Source organism: Acidovorax sp. A79 (assembly GCF_041154505.1).
In the GTDB taxonomy this organism is placed as follows: domain Bacteria; phylum Pseudomonadota; class Gammaproteobacteria; order Burkholderiales; family Burkholderiaceae_C; genus Acidovorax.
The window spans coordinates 5,089,502-5,105,588 of record NZ_AP028672.1 but is presented as its reverse complement, the minus strand read 5'-3'; the positions used below and the strand labels follow the sequence as shown (position 1 = coordinate 5,105,588).

Annotated in this window: 13 protein-coding genes and 1 pseudogene; 10 read left to right on the top strand and 4 right to left on the bottom strand. The window is 57.3% G+C overall.

The features are described from left to right. Positions 1 to 593: 593 nt before the first annotated feature. From ACAM51_RS23570 to ACAM51_RS23555, 4 genes and pseudogenes are all read left to right on the top strand, one after another. Positions 594 to 2,681, top strand: a complete 2,088-nt coding sequence (locus ACAM51_RS23570) for a hypothetical protein (protein ID WP_369642036.1) — start codon at positions 594 to 596, stop codon at positions 2,679 to 2,681. Between the two features lie 442 nt (positions 2,682 to 3,123). After that, a complete protein-coding gene (locus tag ACAM51_RS23565) occupies positions 3,124 to 4,296 on the top strand; it encodes a DUF3800 domain-containing protein (RefSeq protein ID WP_369642035.1) in 1,173 nt (390 codons plus the stop codon). Between the two features lie 54 nt (positions 4,297 to 4,350). Beyond that, on the top strand, positions 4,351 to 5,145 hold the full coding sequence (locus ACAM51_RS23560; protein ID WP_369642034.1) for an abortive infection family protein: 795 nt from the start codon (positions 4,351 to 4,353) through the stop codon (positions 5,143 to 5,145). A 47-nt stretch (positions 5,146 to 5,192) separates the two neighbouring features. After that, a pseudogene (locus ACAM51_RS23555) lies at positions 5,193 to 5,483 on the top strand (tyrosine-type recombinase/integrase); the annotation flags it as partial. 336 nt (positions 5,484 to 5,819) lie between these two features. On the opposite strand, the gene ACAM51_RS23550 reads toward ACAM51_RS23555, so the two are convergent. Next, positions 5,820 to 6,572, bottom strand: coding sequence for a hypothetical protein (locus ACAM51_RS23550; RefSeq protein WP_369642033.1), 753 nt, complete (start codon positions 6,570 to 6,572; stop codon positions 5,820 to 5,822). A 415-nt stretch (positions 6,573 to 6,987) separates the two neighbouring features. Between ACAM51_RS23550 and ACAM51_RS23545 the strand changes: the two genes are divergently transcribed. From ACAM51_RS23545 to ACAM51_RS23525, 5 genes are all read left to right on the top strand, one after another. Further along, positions 6,988 to 8,463, top strand: coding sequence for an IS1182 family transposase (locus tag ACAM51_RS23545; protein ID WP_369643878.1), 1,476 nt, complete (start codon positions 6,988 to 6,990; stop codon positions 8,461 to 8,463). A 496-nt stretch (positions 8,464 to 8,959) separates the two neighbouring features. Then, positions 8,960 to 9,253: a DUF4148 domain-containing protein gene (locus ACAM51_RS23540; protein ID WP_369642032.1), complete on the top strand. Its 294-nt coding sequence runs from the start codon at positions 8,960 to 8,962 to the stop codon at positions 9,251 to 9,253. Between the two features lie 269 nt (positions 9,254 to 9,522). After that, positions 9,523 to 10,338, top strand: a complete 816-nt coding sequence (locus ACAM51_RS23535) for a DNA/RNA non-specific endonuclease (protein ID WP_369642031.1) — start codon at positions 9,523 to 9,525, stop codon at positions 10,336 to 10,338. 70 nt (positions 10,339 to 10,408) lie between these two features. Then, positions 10,409 to 10,720 carry an HU family DNA-binding protein gene (locus ACAM51_RS23530; protein WP_056057356.1) on the top strand — a complete coding sequence of 104 codons (312 nt, stop codon included), beginning with the start codon at positions 10,409 to 10,411 and terminating at the stop codon, positions 10,718 to 10,720. Positions 10,721 to 10,868: 148 nt separating this feature from the next. Continuing rightward, complete coding sequence (locus tag ACAM51_RS23525) at positions 10,869 to 11,321, top strand: helix-turn-helix transcriptional regulator (protein ID WP_369642030.1); 453 nt, start codon at positions 10,869 to 10,871, stop codon at positions 11,319 to 11,321. A gap of 261 nt (positions 11,322 to 11,582) precedes the next feature. On the opposite strand, the gene ACAM51_RS23520 is transcribed toward ACAM51_RS23525, so the two are convergent. After that, positions 11,583 to 12,662, bottom strand: a complete 1,080-nt coding sequence (locus ACAM51_RS23520) for a hypothetical protein (protein ID WP_369642029.1) — start codon at positions 12,660 to 12,662, stop codon at positions 11,583 to 11,585. 118 nt (positions 12,663 to 12,780) lie between these two features. Then, positions 12,781 to 13,728 carry a toll/interleukin-1 receptor domain-containing protein gene (locus ACAM51_RS23515; protein ID WP_369643877.1) on the bottom strand — a complete coding sequence of 316 codons (948 nt, stop codon included), beginning with the start codon at positions 13,726 to 13,728 and terminating at the stop codon, positions 12,781 to 12,783. A gap of 153 nt (positions 13,729 to 13,881) precedes the next feature. On the opposite strand from ACAM51_RS23515, the gene ACAM51_RS23510 reads away from it, so the two are divergent. Continuing rightward, entirely contained in the window at positions 13,882 to 14,244 is a 363-nt protein-coding gene (locus ACAM51_RS23510) for a hypothetical protein (RefSeq protein ID WP_369642028.1), read from the top strand. 601 nt (positions 14,245 to 14,845) lie between these two features. Here the strand turns inward: ACAM51_RS23510 and ACAM51_RS23505 are convergent. Beyond that, positions 14,846 to 15,895 carry a hypothetical protein gene (locus tag ACAM51_RS23505; protein WP_369642027.1) on the bottom strand — a complete coding sequence of 350 codons (1,050 nt, stop codon included), beginning with the start codon at positions 15,893 to 15,895 and terminating at the stop codon, positions 14,846 to 14,848. Positions 15,896 to 16,087 lie beyond the last annotated feature (192 nt).

Here is a 16,087-nt window from a genome sequence, read left to right as displayed (position 1 = left end):
ATAGTGGACTGCGCTTCTTGGGACTTTCCACAGCTTGAAAGTGTGAGCACGAAGACAGCGCCAAAAACTAGTTGTATAACGCGCATTTTCTGTGAGTCCCAACTTGTTTGAATTGCGGCTAGTGGCCGATAGTACGCATTCGACGGAAAAATTTGGATGACGGCAATCGCTGCAGAACCGACCTCCGGCGTGGCAGCTTCAGGCTACTCTTAGCCACTCAGTCTCGGCAACTGAACGGCGGCAGGCTCCTCAACCTGCCGCTCAGGCGGTGGGCGCTGTATTTGGTGCCGACTGCCTCTGGTCCACCGGCTCGCCAATTTTTCTGCGGTACAACTGTGGTCCGGCATTCCGGGCGATCAAGACCTGCCATCGCGGGATGCGTCGATGGCTTCCTAATGTCAGGCGCGTACAAAACCCACGCACCCCAAATAGCGGTGCACTCACATGAAGATCACCAAGTTGACCAGCAGGAACATCATCCACTCCATTGTCTCGGAGGCGGCCAGTCGGTCGAGACGCCTCGAGAAAGCAAAGTTCTTGGGACGACTTTTCGATCTCCATAAGCTGCCGACGAACTCTTGCGAGACGCATCGATGACCACGAAGAAAAGGAAAAAAAAGCAGGGGACGGCGGGTGGAGCGGCCGTCGCCGCGGGTGCAGGCTTCCAGGAGCGGGTGGCTGCCTTTGCGATGGTGCATGCGCTGATTGGAGGCGACGGGTTTTCTGTACTGTCACTTGGCACGGGCCAAACGATATGCAGCATTCACCTGGAGACTGCGCAGGCGATCGACGATATCGTGCTGCGCGGCGAACAGTTCCGCGTGCTCATCCAGGCCAAGCGCAGCGTTTCACTATCGGAGGCCATTGACTCGCCGTTTTCTAAGGCCATAGCGCAGTTTGTTCATCACCACGAAACTGATTGGCAGCCGGGAGATCGCTACGCCCTGGCGACAGCTCGCCGGTCTTCCGATCGCGTGACTTTCGATCTGCGAAAGCTGACCGAGTCGGTGCGCCTGAATGCTCAGGCGCTGGTGTCAGACCCGCTCACCGAGGCTGAGCAAGAGGTGCTTGGGAAGACCCGAAAGCTCATTTCACACCATCTCAGGGAATTACGTCAGAGCACCGTCGAGGACGAGGCCATTGACGAGATCCTGCGATGCATTTGGGTCCTGCCGTTCGACCTTGAAGATGGAGGCAGTGATGAGGCGCTGGCGCTAGTCCTGCTCAAGAGTCGTTCCATCGTTGAGCCCAAGCTGGTTTGGGCGTCCTTGTTGGAACTGGCTTCCACGCTCGCTGGGCGCCGAGGGTCTGTCGATCTCGCGGGCCTGCGTGAGCGGGTGGGCCAGCTCATCAAGCCCGAGGGGGAGAAGAAGGTAGCGGAGGATGAGTTCCGCCTGCCCGTGCAGCAGATGAACAGTGTCGCCGCGGGCAAGGAGGTCGTGGTGATAGACGGCTTCTGCGGCACAGAGGGAATCACAGTGGCGGAGTTCTACCGCTTCGCCGAAGATGGCAAGCGGCGGCTCACTTTCACGGATGACGGGTACACCCACTTCAATGGAGCGGCACATAAGGTTCTGTATCGTGCTGCCACCATTGAGGGCACGCGACGCTACTTCGATGCGAACAAGGCTTCGGTGGCTGGCCGCAAGGTGGTGCTCTGGCCCTACGGGGGAAAGGACAACCCCAACGAGAGTCCTTGGGCCAAGGCTCATCGCGCACTCTTGGAAGGGCTGATCCAACGCAACCGACACCTACTCCGGTGCGTTGTTTGTGGCGATCCGGTCTCGGAGAATAAGGCGCTGGTCGCCGAGGTGGACGAAGAAGACGTCGAGTTGGCGGTCGGCTACGTCCATCAAAGATGCCACAGACCCAGTCTGCGTGTCCTCGGAGAGATTCGATCCGAATTGTTTGCCGAGTTCGCCGTACTCACGGACTTCGACTACGAGGCTTGGGTTCTTGCGAACCGACTCGGGCCCAGTCTGATCTCCCAGAGTCCAGGGCGTGATGGGATCGCATATGCCGCGTGGAATGCTGCACCCACCGGAACTGGTCGAGGGACTTGGTGCGTCAGATTTAACCTGGAGGATGGGAGCTCCTCCTACGCCACCGAGCGAGCAAGGGTAGTCCGGTTGGGCCGGGAGGAGGCCCTACAGTACGCGGCGGAGATGAGCGAAAGTTTCGCTAAGGCCATCAAAGCCCGCAACCCCTGGTGCTACACATCTGACCGCGAGATCTACGGAACCTACTCCTCCATCGCGCCGCGCCTTAAACCGGGTCAGCGTCTGCTGAAATGCGTCAATGCAGAAGTTGCTCAATTCACGGCCGCCATTGAGATTGCTTACTCATCGAAGCGGAATCACTACACGCCGCTCGTTGTGCTTATGGATCTGGAGACCGGCCGGCCACTGGATATCCAGGGCCCTATTCCCCTGATCTCGGATCCTTTCCAGCTTTCTACCTTTCTGGAAAATTGGTCCGCCGCCGGGATAGAGGTGCCCCCCTATGCGGTTGCTGTGGTTGCTGAAGATCGCGATTTCGACATGCTGGTAACTTCCTCTTTCGAGCGCGGCTTTCAGGTGGTGATCGATCCACTGGTCGACATGCGAGGTAATCCGCTGCGAGGCTTCGTTGTCACTCCGACGGAATTAATTGCGGCCTCGAAACCGGTCGAGGATGCATGAGCCACTCACCTGTATGTGCCGGTAGGCCTTGATGCCGGGTGGGGGAAAGGGCGGTGGCGAAACCGTTTCGATGGCTGGTTCGCCTGGCCGCGATCATTGCTACTGCCGCGTCGACAAGTGATTCAAGGGCGGCTCTGCGTCCCGAACCGTGCACGCGGCTCCATCTGGCGGATGTCGCTGCAGAGCCGCCCCCCCGGCGTGGCAGCTTCAGGCTGGATGCGGACGGTCAGGTTCGGCTGCGCGATGACCGCTGTCGCCGACACCTGACGTTGGCCGACGTGGACGGAGGGGGACCTTGACTGGGCGAAAGGACCATCGCCGGATAGCTGTCTCTGCACGTGCCGCGTCTGCCGACTACCTCTAACTAAGCAAAACAGGGATAGCGCGGCCTTGAAAATGCATAAACTAGCGTCTTTCCCTGTGCGGCCGAGTTGGAGCGAGCATGTTCTTTTACATCGATGAGGGCGGAAATACAGGGTTGCATCTGTTCGACCCCAACCAGCCTACCCTCTCCTACGGCGTTCTCTCTAGCCCGGCCGACCTAGACGTAGCGGCCTTGAAAAAGGTCGAGCAAATGCGGGAGACTCTCTGCGTCGCGCGCATCCATGCCAAGGACTTAGGCAACGAGAAGCTGCCTCGTATCGCCCCGGCGGTCCTTAACTTGCTCCGCAAGCTGCGCATCCGCTTCGACTTCTACAAAGTGCGCAAGGTGGACTTGGCCATCACGCAGTTCTTCGATCAAGTGTTCGACTCCGGCATGAACGAATCCGTGCGCTGGGCCGACTACTGGACACCGATGCGCTATGGCGTCCTGTTTCGTGTCGCGGAACTGTTCGATGAGGAGTTGGCAAAGGCAGCTTGGCAGGCCCGTATCGAAGGAGATGACGAAAGGGCAGCCAGGCAGCTTCGGGACGTGTGCGTCGAGCTGATTTCGCGCTGCGGCCACATCCCAGAGGAAGGTTTGCGCGGACGCGTCATCGATGGGCTTACTTGGGCGGCCAAAAACCCAGGGGAGATTTCCTACAACGCCTCCAGCGAACACCTTCCCAAGAAGCTGAAAAAGACGGCGCTCCACCCGATCAGCCCGAACGTGATCGGATTTCAGTTTGTGATGCAGGGGATGGCCCGACGCCTTCTGGAAGCGAACACCGAGGCGTCGCGGATCGTCGTCGATCAGCAGGCGGAGTTCAACGGGGCCCAAAAAACGCTTTCGGAGATGTATGCCAAGGCGACAGGGACTCAGTTTGCCCAAGGGCCCGGCATGCCCAAGTTGGAGTTCGATGGCATGCCAACGATCCCTGTGGAATTCTTGTCGAGCGAGAAGAGTGCAGGCCTCGAGCTCGTGGACGTGATGCTGTGGATTCATCGTCGGCTCGACGAGGGCAAACCTGTCGCTGAAGCGTTGATGCCGCTGGTGAGGTTCAATGCCCCGAAAGGAGAGACCAACGAGCTCTCGTTGATGGGGCTGTGGCACCGATGGGCGCCGGAACTCAGTTCCGTGCCAGACGTTGCGCACGTTCCGCCGGAACGCGTCGCCGAAGTGCGGGAGCTTATGGCCCGGGACAACGCGCGCGTGAAGGCTGCGCTCGAAGCTTGCGCAGATCGCCCGCTTTGACCGATGGCAAATCCTCCCGTCACCGACACTATAGCCCACGCATTAGCGCAACTCGTGGACGATTCCCAATCTAACGGCATGTGGCGCGAGCCTTCCCATAGCGACATCGACTTTCAAGTGAACGCCTGCACCTTGGCCTCAATGGACCCGAGGCAACAGGGGCAGAACACGATCGGCAAGGCCAAGCGCGTCCGCGCGATCCTCTACACGGCGATGGAAGACGCCCCTGCTGCGGCATCGAAGTTCGTGGCGGGCTTGCTCGCCAAGATTCGCGCGAGTGGCGGCTTTCGCCCCGCTTCTCCAAACTACGTGGGGCGCGAGGCTGTCGAGAACGCTAAGGCGGCGTTCGCCTCCGAAGGGTTCACGCTGGGCGACGACGGTTCGCTAGCGCCCAAGCTGCTCGACGCGCTGAGCGGTGTAGAGCTGACCGATGCCCTACGCATCTACGCGGCTCGCGCCCAGAAGGGGGCGGAAGACGCCGCTCTGGTCGCCGGCACCGGCAAGGACTTGATGGAGGCCACAGCGGCGCACGCGCTGTTGACCCTCAACGGCAGCTACCCACAGGGAGCAAACTTCGAGGGCCTGCTTGGAATGGCCTTCGTGGCCTTGGGCATCACGGCGGCGGCCATGCCCGTGCAGCCGGGAGAGTCAGGCGTGAAAGCCATGGAACGAGGGCTGTTCACGGCCGCTGTCGGCGTGAATCGCCTGCGGAACAAGCAGGGGACGGGGCATGGCCGCCCTTGGCTTCCTACGGTGAGTGACGAAGAGATCAAGGCCGCCATCGAAATCGTCGGCGCCGTCTCCGCCTACATGCTGGCGAAGCTCGCCAGAAAGGCGCGATCCCGCTGACAAGATGAACACTCACGATCTAACCCCGGAGGAACCCCAACCGCAGGCTGAAGTCGGAAGCCTTCTTAGTTCCCTGCCGGCTCCATGATTCGCCCCATCTCGGAACCCGGCAGTACGCGAGAATCCTCCAGCATTGGGTTGACGACCTGGGCCTGGACCACGCCGACTACGGCACGCACTCAATGCGAAGGACGAAGGCGACTCTGATCTATCGGCGCACCAAGAACCTTCGCGCTGTGCAACTGCTCCTCGGACATTCCAAGCTGGAATCGACGGTGAGGTACCTCGGCATCGAGGTCGATGATGCTCTCGAGATCTCCGAGCAGACGGAAATCTGAGGACGCGAAAGCGACCTCGTCGGTGATTGTTTTGGGGCGGTCGCTCTCGTTGGCGGCTATCGGGGCGCCGACTGGGGCACTGTCGGTAACGCCTTTGAGTCCGGGCGTTGGCGCCGCGTTTGGGTGGGTAGCCCAATGTCCGCATTGAAACCGAGCCCCGGCACTTGGCGTCCTCCGGCGACCGACAGCAACCGCTGCAAGGCAGCGAGCCAGACGGGACGAGAGTGAGTGATTGAAGCTGTCCCGCCGAATGGCAGCGTAGTCATTCTGCAGGGAGGGGTGGTCAAGTTCGCAAGGTAGCCATAGGCTGAACAAGACGGTTCCTCTGGCATGCACTCATTGCCCCCGTGCTTCGATGCTGTTTATGTTGCAGGTGGGTGCCGATCGTGGGTTCAACTGGCATGCGGTTACGAAGATCTTGGATACAGGTGAGCCAACGGGTTTGTCCCTAGCAGGATCCATCGCCGTCAGAGACACCTCAGCCTTGAAAAGTACCAGCCGTTCAAGGTGTTCGCACTGCACGGGGATCGATGCATCGAACAACACCGCCACCTGTACTTCCTGACCTCTCTCTACGCGGTTCTCCCTTAACCCGCCAAAAAATATGTTCTCGTCGGTGAGCTTCGCGACCATCGTGGTGGGCACCGACGTCGCGCCGAATCGCGAGGTGCTTGTCGGCCTGATGTTCGTCATACTAATTGGCGCGGTAAAGACTTGGATGTTGTCCACGCGCGCACGGACTGGAATGCCGCTGGCGCTCTTGAGCACTAGTTGTCCGAACACGGGGGCTACATGTGCCAGCACCTCTTTAGGGTGCGCGAGGCAGTAGTCACTCAGACTGGTCTCCTCGCTCACTCCAGGCGGTGGGAGAAATGGTGCGCCCGAACCCCCATCGTCCATTTGGAGTTCGACCTTGAAACTGCCAGACACGTCGGTTCGAACAGATGCTGCGGCTGCTTGGACATCTGCTCGGGTCTTCGGAAACAGGGTGTCCCACTGGTAGAGCACCCAAAGACCTCCGACTATGATTGCTGCCGTCGATACGAGGTTCTTGATCACCTCGCTGCGTTCTTTCCAGTCTGTCAGCATCGTTATTCACCTCCCGCCCCGGTTGAACCAGCGCATCTACCATTGTTTGGCGCTTCATTGCCTTGGTGTGCCCGACAAAGCACGCGACTGCTTGACTGGCGCCATAGCCTTTCCCTGTGCCCGAGTACCCTCCTAGCGCATCGAAACCCCGAACACGCCAGTCTGAATAGGCGTGCTCAAGGCATGCTTGGAACTCGTAGTCGTTTGCTCCCGGAGAATACGACAGGTACACCCCGAACTGTCAACCTTGCCGTGCTAAGCGGCTGCAGAGTTCTGTGACAGCTTGGTAGCCATGACCGTCACTTCTGATCGAACACGCGATAGACCGCAACCGCTGGAGGCTGTGTGAAAACCCTCTCGCGGGCTGCCGCGTGCGCCAGTAAAGTCTGGCGACATATTGAACATCGAGATCAATATGCCCAGATACATCGAGGGACAGAACCGGCATCAGGTCACACTGCTGCCAGAGAGCCAGGATGACTTCATTGCACAGGACAACACGGTTCGAATCGTTGATGCCTTCATCAACGAGTTGGACCTGGTGGCCCTGGGGTTCCATGGTGCAACACCGGCTGCAACCGGCAGGCCCTCGTACCATCCTGCAGTGCTCCTGAAGCTGTACCTCTACGGCTACCTAAACCGCATCCAGTCCAGTCGCCGGCTGGAGCGTGAGTGCCAGCGCAACGTGGAACTGATGTGGCTGACCGGCCGACTCGCTCCCGACTTCAAGACGATTGCGGACTTCCGGCGCGACAACGGCAAGGGCATCCGTAACGTCTGCCGGCGCTTCGTGGTGCTGTGCCGCGAATTGAAACTGTTCACGGATTCCGTCGTGGCCATCGACGGCAGCAAGTTCAAGGCCGTCAATAATCGGGAGCGCAACTTCACGCCCGGCAAGATCGAGCGCCGAGAACGCGAGTTGGAGGAGAGCATCCAACGTTACCTCGATGCCTTGGAGACGGCAGACCGGACGCAGCCTGTGGAGATGCAGGCCAAGACCGAGCGGCTGCAAGGCAAGATCCAGAAGATGCGCCAACGCCTGCAAGGCCTGCAAGGCCTGCAAGGCCTGCAAGGCCTGCAGGTGATCAAAGCAAAGTTGGAGACCCTGCCGGATCGTCATATCTCCCAGACGGATCCTGATGCGCGCGCCATGACCACCTACAGCGCCAAGGGCACGGCCATGGTGGGCCACAACGTGCAAGCCGCGGTAGACACCAAGAACCATCTCATCGTTGCCCACGAGGTCACGAACAACGGCAGTGACCGGGCGCAGCTCAGCCCGATAGCCCTGGCGGCACGCGATGCGATGGGCAAGCGGCGATTGAAGGCTATCGCCGACCGCGACTACTACAGCGGCCCTGCACTCAAGGCTTGCGAGTATGCCGGCGTTGCCGCGCTGGTTCCCAAGCCCATGACATCCAATGCCAGATTCGAAGGCCGGTTCGATAAAACCGACTTCATTTATGTCGCTCGCGACGATGAGTACCAATGTCCAGCAGGCCTGCGAGCGATCCGCCGCTTCAACCGGGAAGAAGCTGGATTGCAGATCAGCATCTACTGGTCCAGCGCCTGCCCCACCTGCGCCATGAAAGCGCAATGCACAACGAGCCAGTACCGGCGCATCAGGCGATGGGAACACGAGGAGGTCATGGACAGGGTTCAGCAACGGTTGGACCGGATGCCTCACGCCATGACGGTGCGCAAAAGCACCGTCGAGCATGTCTTCGGCACCCTCAAGCACTGGATGGGCTGGACGCACTTCCTGACCCGAGGCATCGAGAACGTGTCCACCGAAATGAGCCTGAGCGTGTTGGCGTACAACTTCAAACGCGTCCTGAGCATCCTGGGCTTCGAAAACACAATGAAGGCAATGCGCCTTTCGGGTGCCTAGGAGCCCGAAATGGTCGCTGTAAGCGGGAATCGGCCGTCCGAAGGCACCTCAAAGACCCCTCAGACGAATCGCAGGCCCAACCAATCCGAGTAAGCCACTGTGGGCCGGAGTAGCGCTGCTGCCGGGCAAGTTCTCCGCGCGTTATCACACGGCCTCGCTGCAAAGGAGTCCTCGCAGAGAAACGTCGTCGAATTGTCACGACCATCCACCCCCTCAAAACGGCGCAGGTGACCCCACAACATCCACAGGCCCCAGAGAAAAGTGTATTTCAGAAAGAACCGTCGGGAAGGGTTTGTTAAGCGTGGTTGTGCTGGTGGATTGTTTTCAATACTGAAACAGTTAGTTCGCGACTGAGTGGTTTTTCTCTGAACACCATGGGCGTACAGTTCATCCCATCGATGAGCCGAACCCGCAAGGCGACTCACCGAACCCGGTTCAGGAATGGTTTTTGACCCGGCTTTTTTGAGACGCTTTTTAACTTTCAAGGATTTTCATCATGAACAAGACCGCTCGTTTCCTCTCCGTCGCCGCTGTTGCCGCTTTCGCCTCTTTTGGTGCCCAGGCTGACGAAGCCGATGCTTCGCAATTCGCTACCAAGTTCGAAACCAACCGCACTCGCGCTGAAGTGACTGCTGAAGCCGCTACCGTGGCCCAGACCCGCTCCATCGAACCTGCTGGTTCGCGCGTGGTGACTTACAAGTCCACGGCTGACCGCGCTGCCGTGCGTGCCCAGGCTGCTGAAGCCCTGCGCACTGGCCAGATCCCTTCGGGCGAATTCAGCGCCATGTAATTTGGCAGACCAACTGCTTGAGATTGGTTGAAGCAGTTGCGGGACTTCCCATGGTGGTGGCACTTTGCATTTGCGGGTGCTGCTGCCATGGGGAGTGTTAACTGAACCGCAGGGGCGGGCAGGCAGAAAGGGCTCCCTTTGGGGAGCCCTTTCTGTTTGTGGGCAGTCCCCACCTGCAAGCAGCTGTAAAACCCTGCATGATCCGAGCTTACGGGCCGAGGGGTGAAGGAGAACGGTGCTCCAATCGGGCTCCGTTTTGTTTGACCCGAATGCCCCCTTCTGTGAATCGTTTGTTCTCCTGGCCAGGCCGCGTGCGCCTGGCAGCTGTGCTGGCCCTGTCTCTTGCCAGCGTTGCTCTCCCAAATCTTTCCTGGGCGCGGTTTCCGCAGTTCGACAGTGCGGCCCTGCTCACTCCCGAGCCCACTTCCTTTGCCCAGTGCCCGCAGTTCTTTACGAATGGCACACCACCTGCCATCACGCCCCGGCCACAACTGCGTGAGCTTTGCTATGAGGCCTTTGCGGTGCTGCACACCGGGACCACCAAGACACCCGTGTTCGTAGCCCAGCGCCTGAACCGCAGACTCATTGAGGATGCGGACGAGAAGCGGGCCAAGCGCTTCTTTGCGGATGCGCGCCTGCCCAGTGGCGAACGGGCGGAGCTGGAGGACTACAAGCACTCTGGCTACAGCCGTGGGCACATGGCGCCAGCGGGAGACATGCCGACGCCGACGGCCATGGCGCAAAGCTTCAGCCTGGCGAACATGGTTCCCCAGAATGCCCAGCACAACGGGGGTGCCTGGAACAAGATCGAGCAGGACACGCGGCACTATGTGAAGCGGGCCAAGGGGGATGTGTTCGTGATCACCGGGCCGGTGTTCACCGATGCGGGACCACGCATCGGGGCCAATGGGGTGAAGGTGCCGACCTATCTGTACAAGCTGGTGTACGACGCAACCACCCAAAGAGCTTGGGCGCACTGGCAGCAAAACCGCGAGGGGGAGACGGTCGGTCGGCCGATCAGCTACCAGGAGTTGGTGAAGAGAACCGGAGTGGAGTTTTTGCCAAGAAGTGCGCTGCAGCATTGAGTCGCAGCAAGGGCCGTGTCAGGGGCGGCGGTATAAATCGATCCTTTCCAACCTTTATACGTGAGCATCCATGAACCGCGCAGAACTTGTTGAAATCCTGGCTTCCAAGAATGATCTGTCCAAGACCGCAGCCAATGCGGTGCTGGAGACGCTGATCGATACCATCCAGACGGCCGTGAAAAAGGGCGATGCCGTGCAGCTGGTGGGTTTTGGGACCTTCAAGTCGGCCAAGCGTGCGGCACGCACGGGCAAGAATCCATCGACCGGTGCAGCACTGAAGATTCCTGCGAGCACAGTGCCGAAGTTTGTGGCGGGGGCGAAGTTCAAGGCCGTCGTTGATCCCAAGGCTGCGAAGCGCAAGGCGGACAAGGCTGGGAAGTAAGTACCGGTCGTTCGACCTCCACCGGAACAAACCGCCATAGGCTCAGGCCTCTGGCGGTTTTGTTTTTTGGGGACGAAGAAGCAATGCGATATGGCGGTGCGTCTGCCCCCTAAGTGCGGGATAAGGCGTCAAAGTTACCATCGGGCATATGAATACATTTTCTAATGCCTTTCGCGCTGAAGTCGTTCGCATGGCGCGCAAGGAACTCAAACCTGAACTTCAGGGCATGCGCAAGGCGATCACCGGCCATCGCTCCGAGATCGCGGCACTGAAGCGTGAGGTCAAGGCGCTGACCTCCCAACTCAAAGCCACTCAACGGCAGGTCAAAGCAACGGATACACCCAAAGCCAGGGTGATCGCTGAAAAGGCCACGCCCAAGAAGTCAAAGCAGATCCAGTTCGATGCTCAGGTGTTGATCGAGAAACGCGCGGCGCTCGGCATCACACAGAAACAGATGGCCCAACTGTTGGGTGCTTCGTCGCTGTCCGTCTACAAGTGGGAGACGGGCCATGTTCATCCCCGGACTGCGCAGCTGGAACGCATTGCTGAAGTGCTGAAACTGGGCAAGCGCAAGGCGCAAACACTACTCAATCCTGAGTGACAGTGGATGGTGGGATGCGTGCTCGGATGCTGTCGTGGTTCGCCACCAGGATGTCAGCGCTCGGGCCCTAGGGATCATTTAGTGTAAGTCGCAAAATGGTCGCTAGACTCCGATAGAAGCATCGCAGCTAGACCTTTCAGACTATCAGTTTTTGCTCGCGGCAACACCAACAGGCGCACTTCCCGCAGATCCCACAGTTCTTCTCGATTAGATTAATCGCAGACTGGCTAGCCGCATTACGAAATCGCGCGGCGCGTGCGGTCAATGCTCAGCCAAGACAGCAGCCAAATGCACTTTCAACTCACTAGCGGTCATAAGAGGGTTGAGACGATGGAGCATGCGATGGCAATTCGAGCAGACCATCGAAAAGTCCTTGATGCGCACGCTACTGGGACCTTCGCTCAATGCGAGTGGTGTAGTGTGATGGGCTTCGATAAAACCTCTTCCGCGCTCGCCATAAACGTCTAGGAAATCAAATCCGCAAGCATCACATGCAAGCTTGCCAGTGGTTCTAAGACGTTGCATCTTGGCAAGCTTGACGACCTTGCTGTTGCGCTCTCGCGTCTTGTGTTGCCTAAAGCTTTCCGCCCCCTCTGGATAGCTGTCTTCGTCATCAATGTCGCCGCCCATTCCAACTGCCGCGCCAAAATCCTCCAAATCCTCTTCATCGTCCCACACGTTACCGACGCGGTCGCCCTGCGGTGGAAGCTTATCTCCGAGGAAGCGTTTCACGTCACACCCAATGGCATCCAAGAGATGGAATCGCTCGACTTGAAATAGACACCGCCCCTCTTGCAATCCCTGACGTGGATCCTCGCTGAGCACCCCGCAGAATAGCTCGCGCGGATACCCACCCCGAGCAAGACTGGGAAGAATGACAAACAACGCGTCTCCAGATTTCATGCGCCCATGCTTCAAGAACCAGTAGCCAGACTGGTTCAGTTTGAGGAGCGAACGGTTTTGGCTGTCTTGAGCCTGCGTACCTGTAACAAGGAAGGCCCGCGGGCAGTCAATAAATCGATCATCGTCTCGATAGCGAAAAATGGTCTCCTCTTGCCCAAAAACAGCGGTCGTTTTGGGACGAATCTCGAAGCCCAGGCGCTTGAGCTCTCGGTGCCACTTGCCCTCGCGCGCTCCCACAAAATCATTCGGCCTAAGCTTCCCGTTGCCCGCAATCTCATTGGCGAAGGCCGAAATTGCCTTCGGTGGGTAAGGCTTCCCGTCAATGATGACGTCGTATAGGCGGCTTTCTCGGAACCCATCTCGACCTGGCTCAGCGCGCCACAATTTAGCAGCGTCTCGGATCTGGCCCTTATTTAAGATTTTCGAAGAAGTGGTCATAGTTCATTGGCCGTAAAGGTCACACGAAAGCTTCGCCATCGCCAATACGGGCGATGTCCGTCGCTAGGGATCAATGACTGCAGGTGCAGTGCCAAAATGCACAGGAAAGTCATCTTCCTCACTGAAGCGGCCCGATAACGATCTCCCAGAGAGTCTCTGCGGCACCTTCCTGCGATAGCTTCTGCTCTTGTCGCCCACGAAATGACATCCCTAAGCTCGTAAGGAAAAGAGCTTGATCGTCCGCCTGCACCGAAAGAGCCTCGTTGTAAGAGTTTCCGCTAAACGAATCGCCCTGACTGTAGTAGATCCCTGATCCCATTTGTCCACCAGTAAATACCGTCGCTTTTGCAGCATCCTCGCCATCTTTGTAGATGGCCGCAACAAACCGATTCGCGTCGATCCGACGAAATACACCTTCGTAGCCGGGGTTTCTTGCCTGGAGCTCCTTCAGGGAGTTTTCGAAATAGCGCGCGATGTACTCGAAAGTCTCAATCTGGAACCGGTCTTTGTCCAGCTGAGTGAAGGTCTTGGCAACCCGAAGATTGCTCGAACGTGGTCCAGCAGCTACCGCCTGCTGAGTTGGCGGCAAGGCAGTTGCATCGGAGCGTTCGGTTTGCGAGAGCGCTCTCGATTGCTTGCGCCACCTGTCGGCCGCTTTGCGAACCTCCTTCGCTACCTGCAGAAACGCCTCGTCCCTATCAGGCCAGAGAGTGACCGGTTTTCCATCCTGAGGGGTGCCAAGTAGCTTGCCGAATGGAGCGTGGTGCCAATCGCATGGACGTAGGATAACGGGAATGACAATGGCATCCTTAGCGTTGTGGCGCTCCATGGCACGTGCCATCTCAATGTTGTAGCAATAGTCAGAGGCGATGAAATCGGGGCTCACCAACAACAAAATTATCTCGTCGCTATTGATATGGTCGTCAATAGCAGCGTCGATCTCTTGACCGGCACTGATTCTTCGGTCGTGCCAGGTTTCGATGACCCCCTGACGCTTGAGCATGGCCAGTTGTTTTTCCAGTTGGTCTCGCAACGCCTCGTCGGCATGGCAATATGAGAAGAACACGTTCGGCAAGATGAAGACTCCACACTGATTTTTGTGGTTCTCATCTTACGGCTGGTTTAAGAATCCATCCCGTGTCTCTTCAACAGGCCGCAGCAAAGACAACTCCAACATGCGGCCCGCAGAGCTTCTCCCCACTTGTCAGAGGTAGTCATTGTGGAAATCGTCACCCTCGTTCTAATCAACTTTGGTCGGCTCGGCACAGCAGGAAACTCGGCAGGAGCTTTTAGTCCCACTCGGCAACTCCAGTTGCTCACTGAAGCACGCGATGCCCAAGTCCCGACACTGCGCAACTTAGTTGTCCAGATGGCCAAGGAGCACGGTGAGTCAGGATCGCTTGAAGAACTCAAGTACGAGCCCCGACCTGGTTCTGGAAAGGTCGTCTTCAATGTTCAGGGAAGCCGCACTTTTTATAGCGAACCCTACGCAGTATGCGAGGCATTCCCGGCAATTAAGTCAGGGGGGCGCTATTTCCGTCTCGAAGAGGTCAGGACGGAAGGCATGCTCAAAATGGCTTGAGCGCATGACGGTAGATCAGCTTTGAGGCTCCGTGCTCACTCACTTGACCGACGCAAGTCTCCAAGCACAGGATGGGTCACCGCATGTGATGCGCCCTATAAAGGGATCAACGCAGACTTCAGGCGTCAGGAACGTACAGTGACTGTTCATGATCGCCAACACAGTCCGCCCGAAAATTTGAGACGACAAGTCGCGGGAGCACTTGTGATCAAGCGACCCACTTGTCCAGTGACGTCCAACGAAAGCCAACATGCCATGGCATACCAAATGGCATACCAGTCATAGCCAAAAACAAAAAACCCCAAGTGAATCAATCACTTGGGGTTCTGCGCTGGCGGAAACGGAGGGACCAAGTTTCCTAACATTCATGCATCCCGTGACGATCTTCCGCCTCTTTGTAGGCCATCCCGTAGGCCAACAAACTAGATATGACACCGATGCCGAGGTCACGTGGCATCAGTTCCTTGGCGCCGCTAGGTGGATGAAACTGTGGGAGCCTTAGGCTCAGGAGATACGGGCAGTAATGCAGCTGCGAGGTTCTATAGGCCATGGCGCACCTACGGATCAGCGTGAGTAATTCTCAATGAGCCTGCTCTCCAATTCACTCAACAGATGTTGGAAAAAGAATCTTCCTAGCAAGCGCTTCCGCTCTTTTCGCCGCTCCTGCTGGAGGGACCGAGAGCTCACCGTGGGCAATCTTGTCGCGTATCGATTTAAGCTCTTTAAAAACTGCGATATCCGAATTTCCAAGATGAGGCCACTTGCTAAGCGCGCACCACACGAATCGGTCACCAATGTTTTTCACTTTTGACTGAAAATCCGAAGCAAACATTTCCGCCACAGGCACGCGTTCGAATTTATCGACGGTGGATAACAGAGAGTTAATTTCGCTGGAATGATCAACCGTTTTAAAAATCCTGTGTGTTTCGACCTCTATTGAGAGAAATCCATAAATGAATTTTTTGAAAACATCGTTCTCCCCCAAGGCAAGAGCGAAGTGTTTCAAAGCCGCCGAGCGTGAGGGGTGCAATAGCTGTCGAGCATTTTCAAGCCCTGCCATCAGCTCATCCGAAGTTCTGCGATGTGTAGATTTAATATTTAATGTGCCGCTGGGTGTGAAGTCTGAAATCAGGGCTCCTTCGGTTGTCCTTCCAAAATCAAAACTGCCTATCCGAACCGGTCTTATCCACTGTTCGCCGCGAGAAATAGCCAATGCAATATATGCCGCTGCATGAGGCACAAAAATAGCCTCCTTCTCCCCCAACAAAGCAGAAGCAGACGAAAAACCTCGATATATATCCAGAAATTCTTTCGAATCTTCTTTGGCTTTGCTTTCTTCACATTTAATAATTTCACCAACTGGTATTTTCATCAAAGAGAAAACTTGACCTGCAAAGTCTTGAGTAAACTCAATTCCCAATTTCTCCCAATTTGGACCAATGACATTTTCGAGTGCTCTTTTGTGGTCCGTTGATACAGTCAGGACAATATTATTTTTTTTATCCAAGATAAATTCATGGCAAAAATCATTTGGAACATGGAGGCCACTTAGTTCAAGGACCACCACGCGAAACCATTGCGCGGAGATTGAGCCCGCAGGAATTTGCTTTGTGTAACCCAAGTGTTGGAGGAGTGCCGTTGATAACTGCATGTTGAGTGACCACAGAGTAGATGGATGCGATGTACTTTAGACGTTTCGTTCCCCGTGAAAAGCCGACGTTTCCCGGCACTTAGCGACTCAGGACAACCGGCCTCAAGGCCACGCCGGGCTTAGCCAGAGCACTGAGCGGCACCCCCGACAAAATCGACACATGAAGCAAGCGGGCGCGGCGGGGTCTCGACG

Coding starts and splice junctions, on each gene's coding strand:
- ACAM51_RS23565 (WP_369642035.1), top strand. CDS start 3,124: ATGTTCTTTTACATCGATGAGGGCGGAAATACAGGGTTGCATCTGTTC.
- ACAM51_RS23545 (WP_369643878.1), top strand. CDS start 6,988: ATGCCCAGATACATCGAGGGACAGAACCGGCATCAGGTCACACTGCTG.
- ACAM51_RS23570 (WP_369642036.1), top strand. CDS start 594: ATGACCACGAAGAAAAGGAAAAAAAAGCAGGGGACGGCGGGTGGAGCG.
- ACAM51_RS23520 (WP_369642029.1), bottom strand. CDS start 12,662: ATGACCACTTCTTCGAAAATCTTAAATAAGGGCCAGATCCGAGACGCT.
- ACAM51_RS23550 (WP_369642033.1), bottom strand. CDS start 6,572: ATGCTGACAGACTGGAAAGAACGCAGCGAGGTGATCAAGAACCTCGTA.
- ACAM51_RS23530 (WP_056057356.1), top strand. CDS start 10,409: ATGAACCGCGCAGAACTTGTTGAAATCCTGGCTTCCAAGAATGATCTG.
- ACAM51_RS23535 (WP_369642031.1), top strand. CDS start 9,523: ATGCCCCCTTCTGTGAATCGTTTGTTCTCCTGGCCAGGCCGCGTGCGC.
- ACAM51_RS23525 (WP_369642030.1), top strand. CDS start 10,869: ATGAATACATTTTCTAATGCCTTTCGCGCTGAAGTCGTTCGCATGGCG.
- ACAM51_RS23540 (WP_369642032.1), top strand. CDS start 8,960: ATGAACAAGACCGCTCGTTTCCTCTCCGTCGCCGCTGTTGCCGCTTTC.
- ACAM51_RS23505 (WP_369642027.1), bottom strand. CDS start 15,895: ATGCAGTTATCAACGGCACTCCTCCAACACTTGGGTTACACAAAGCAA.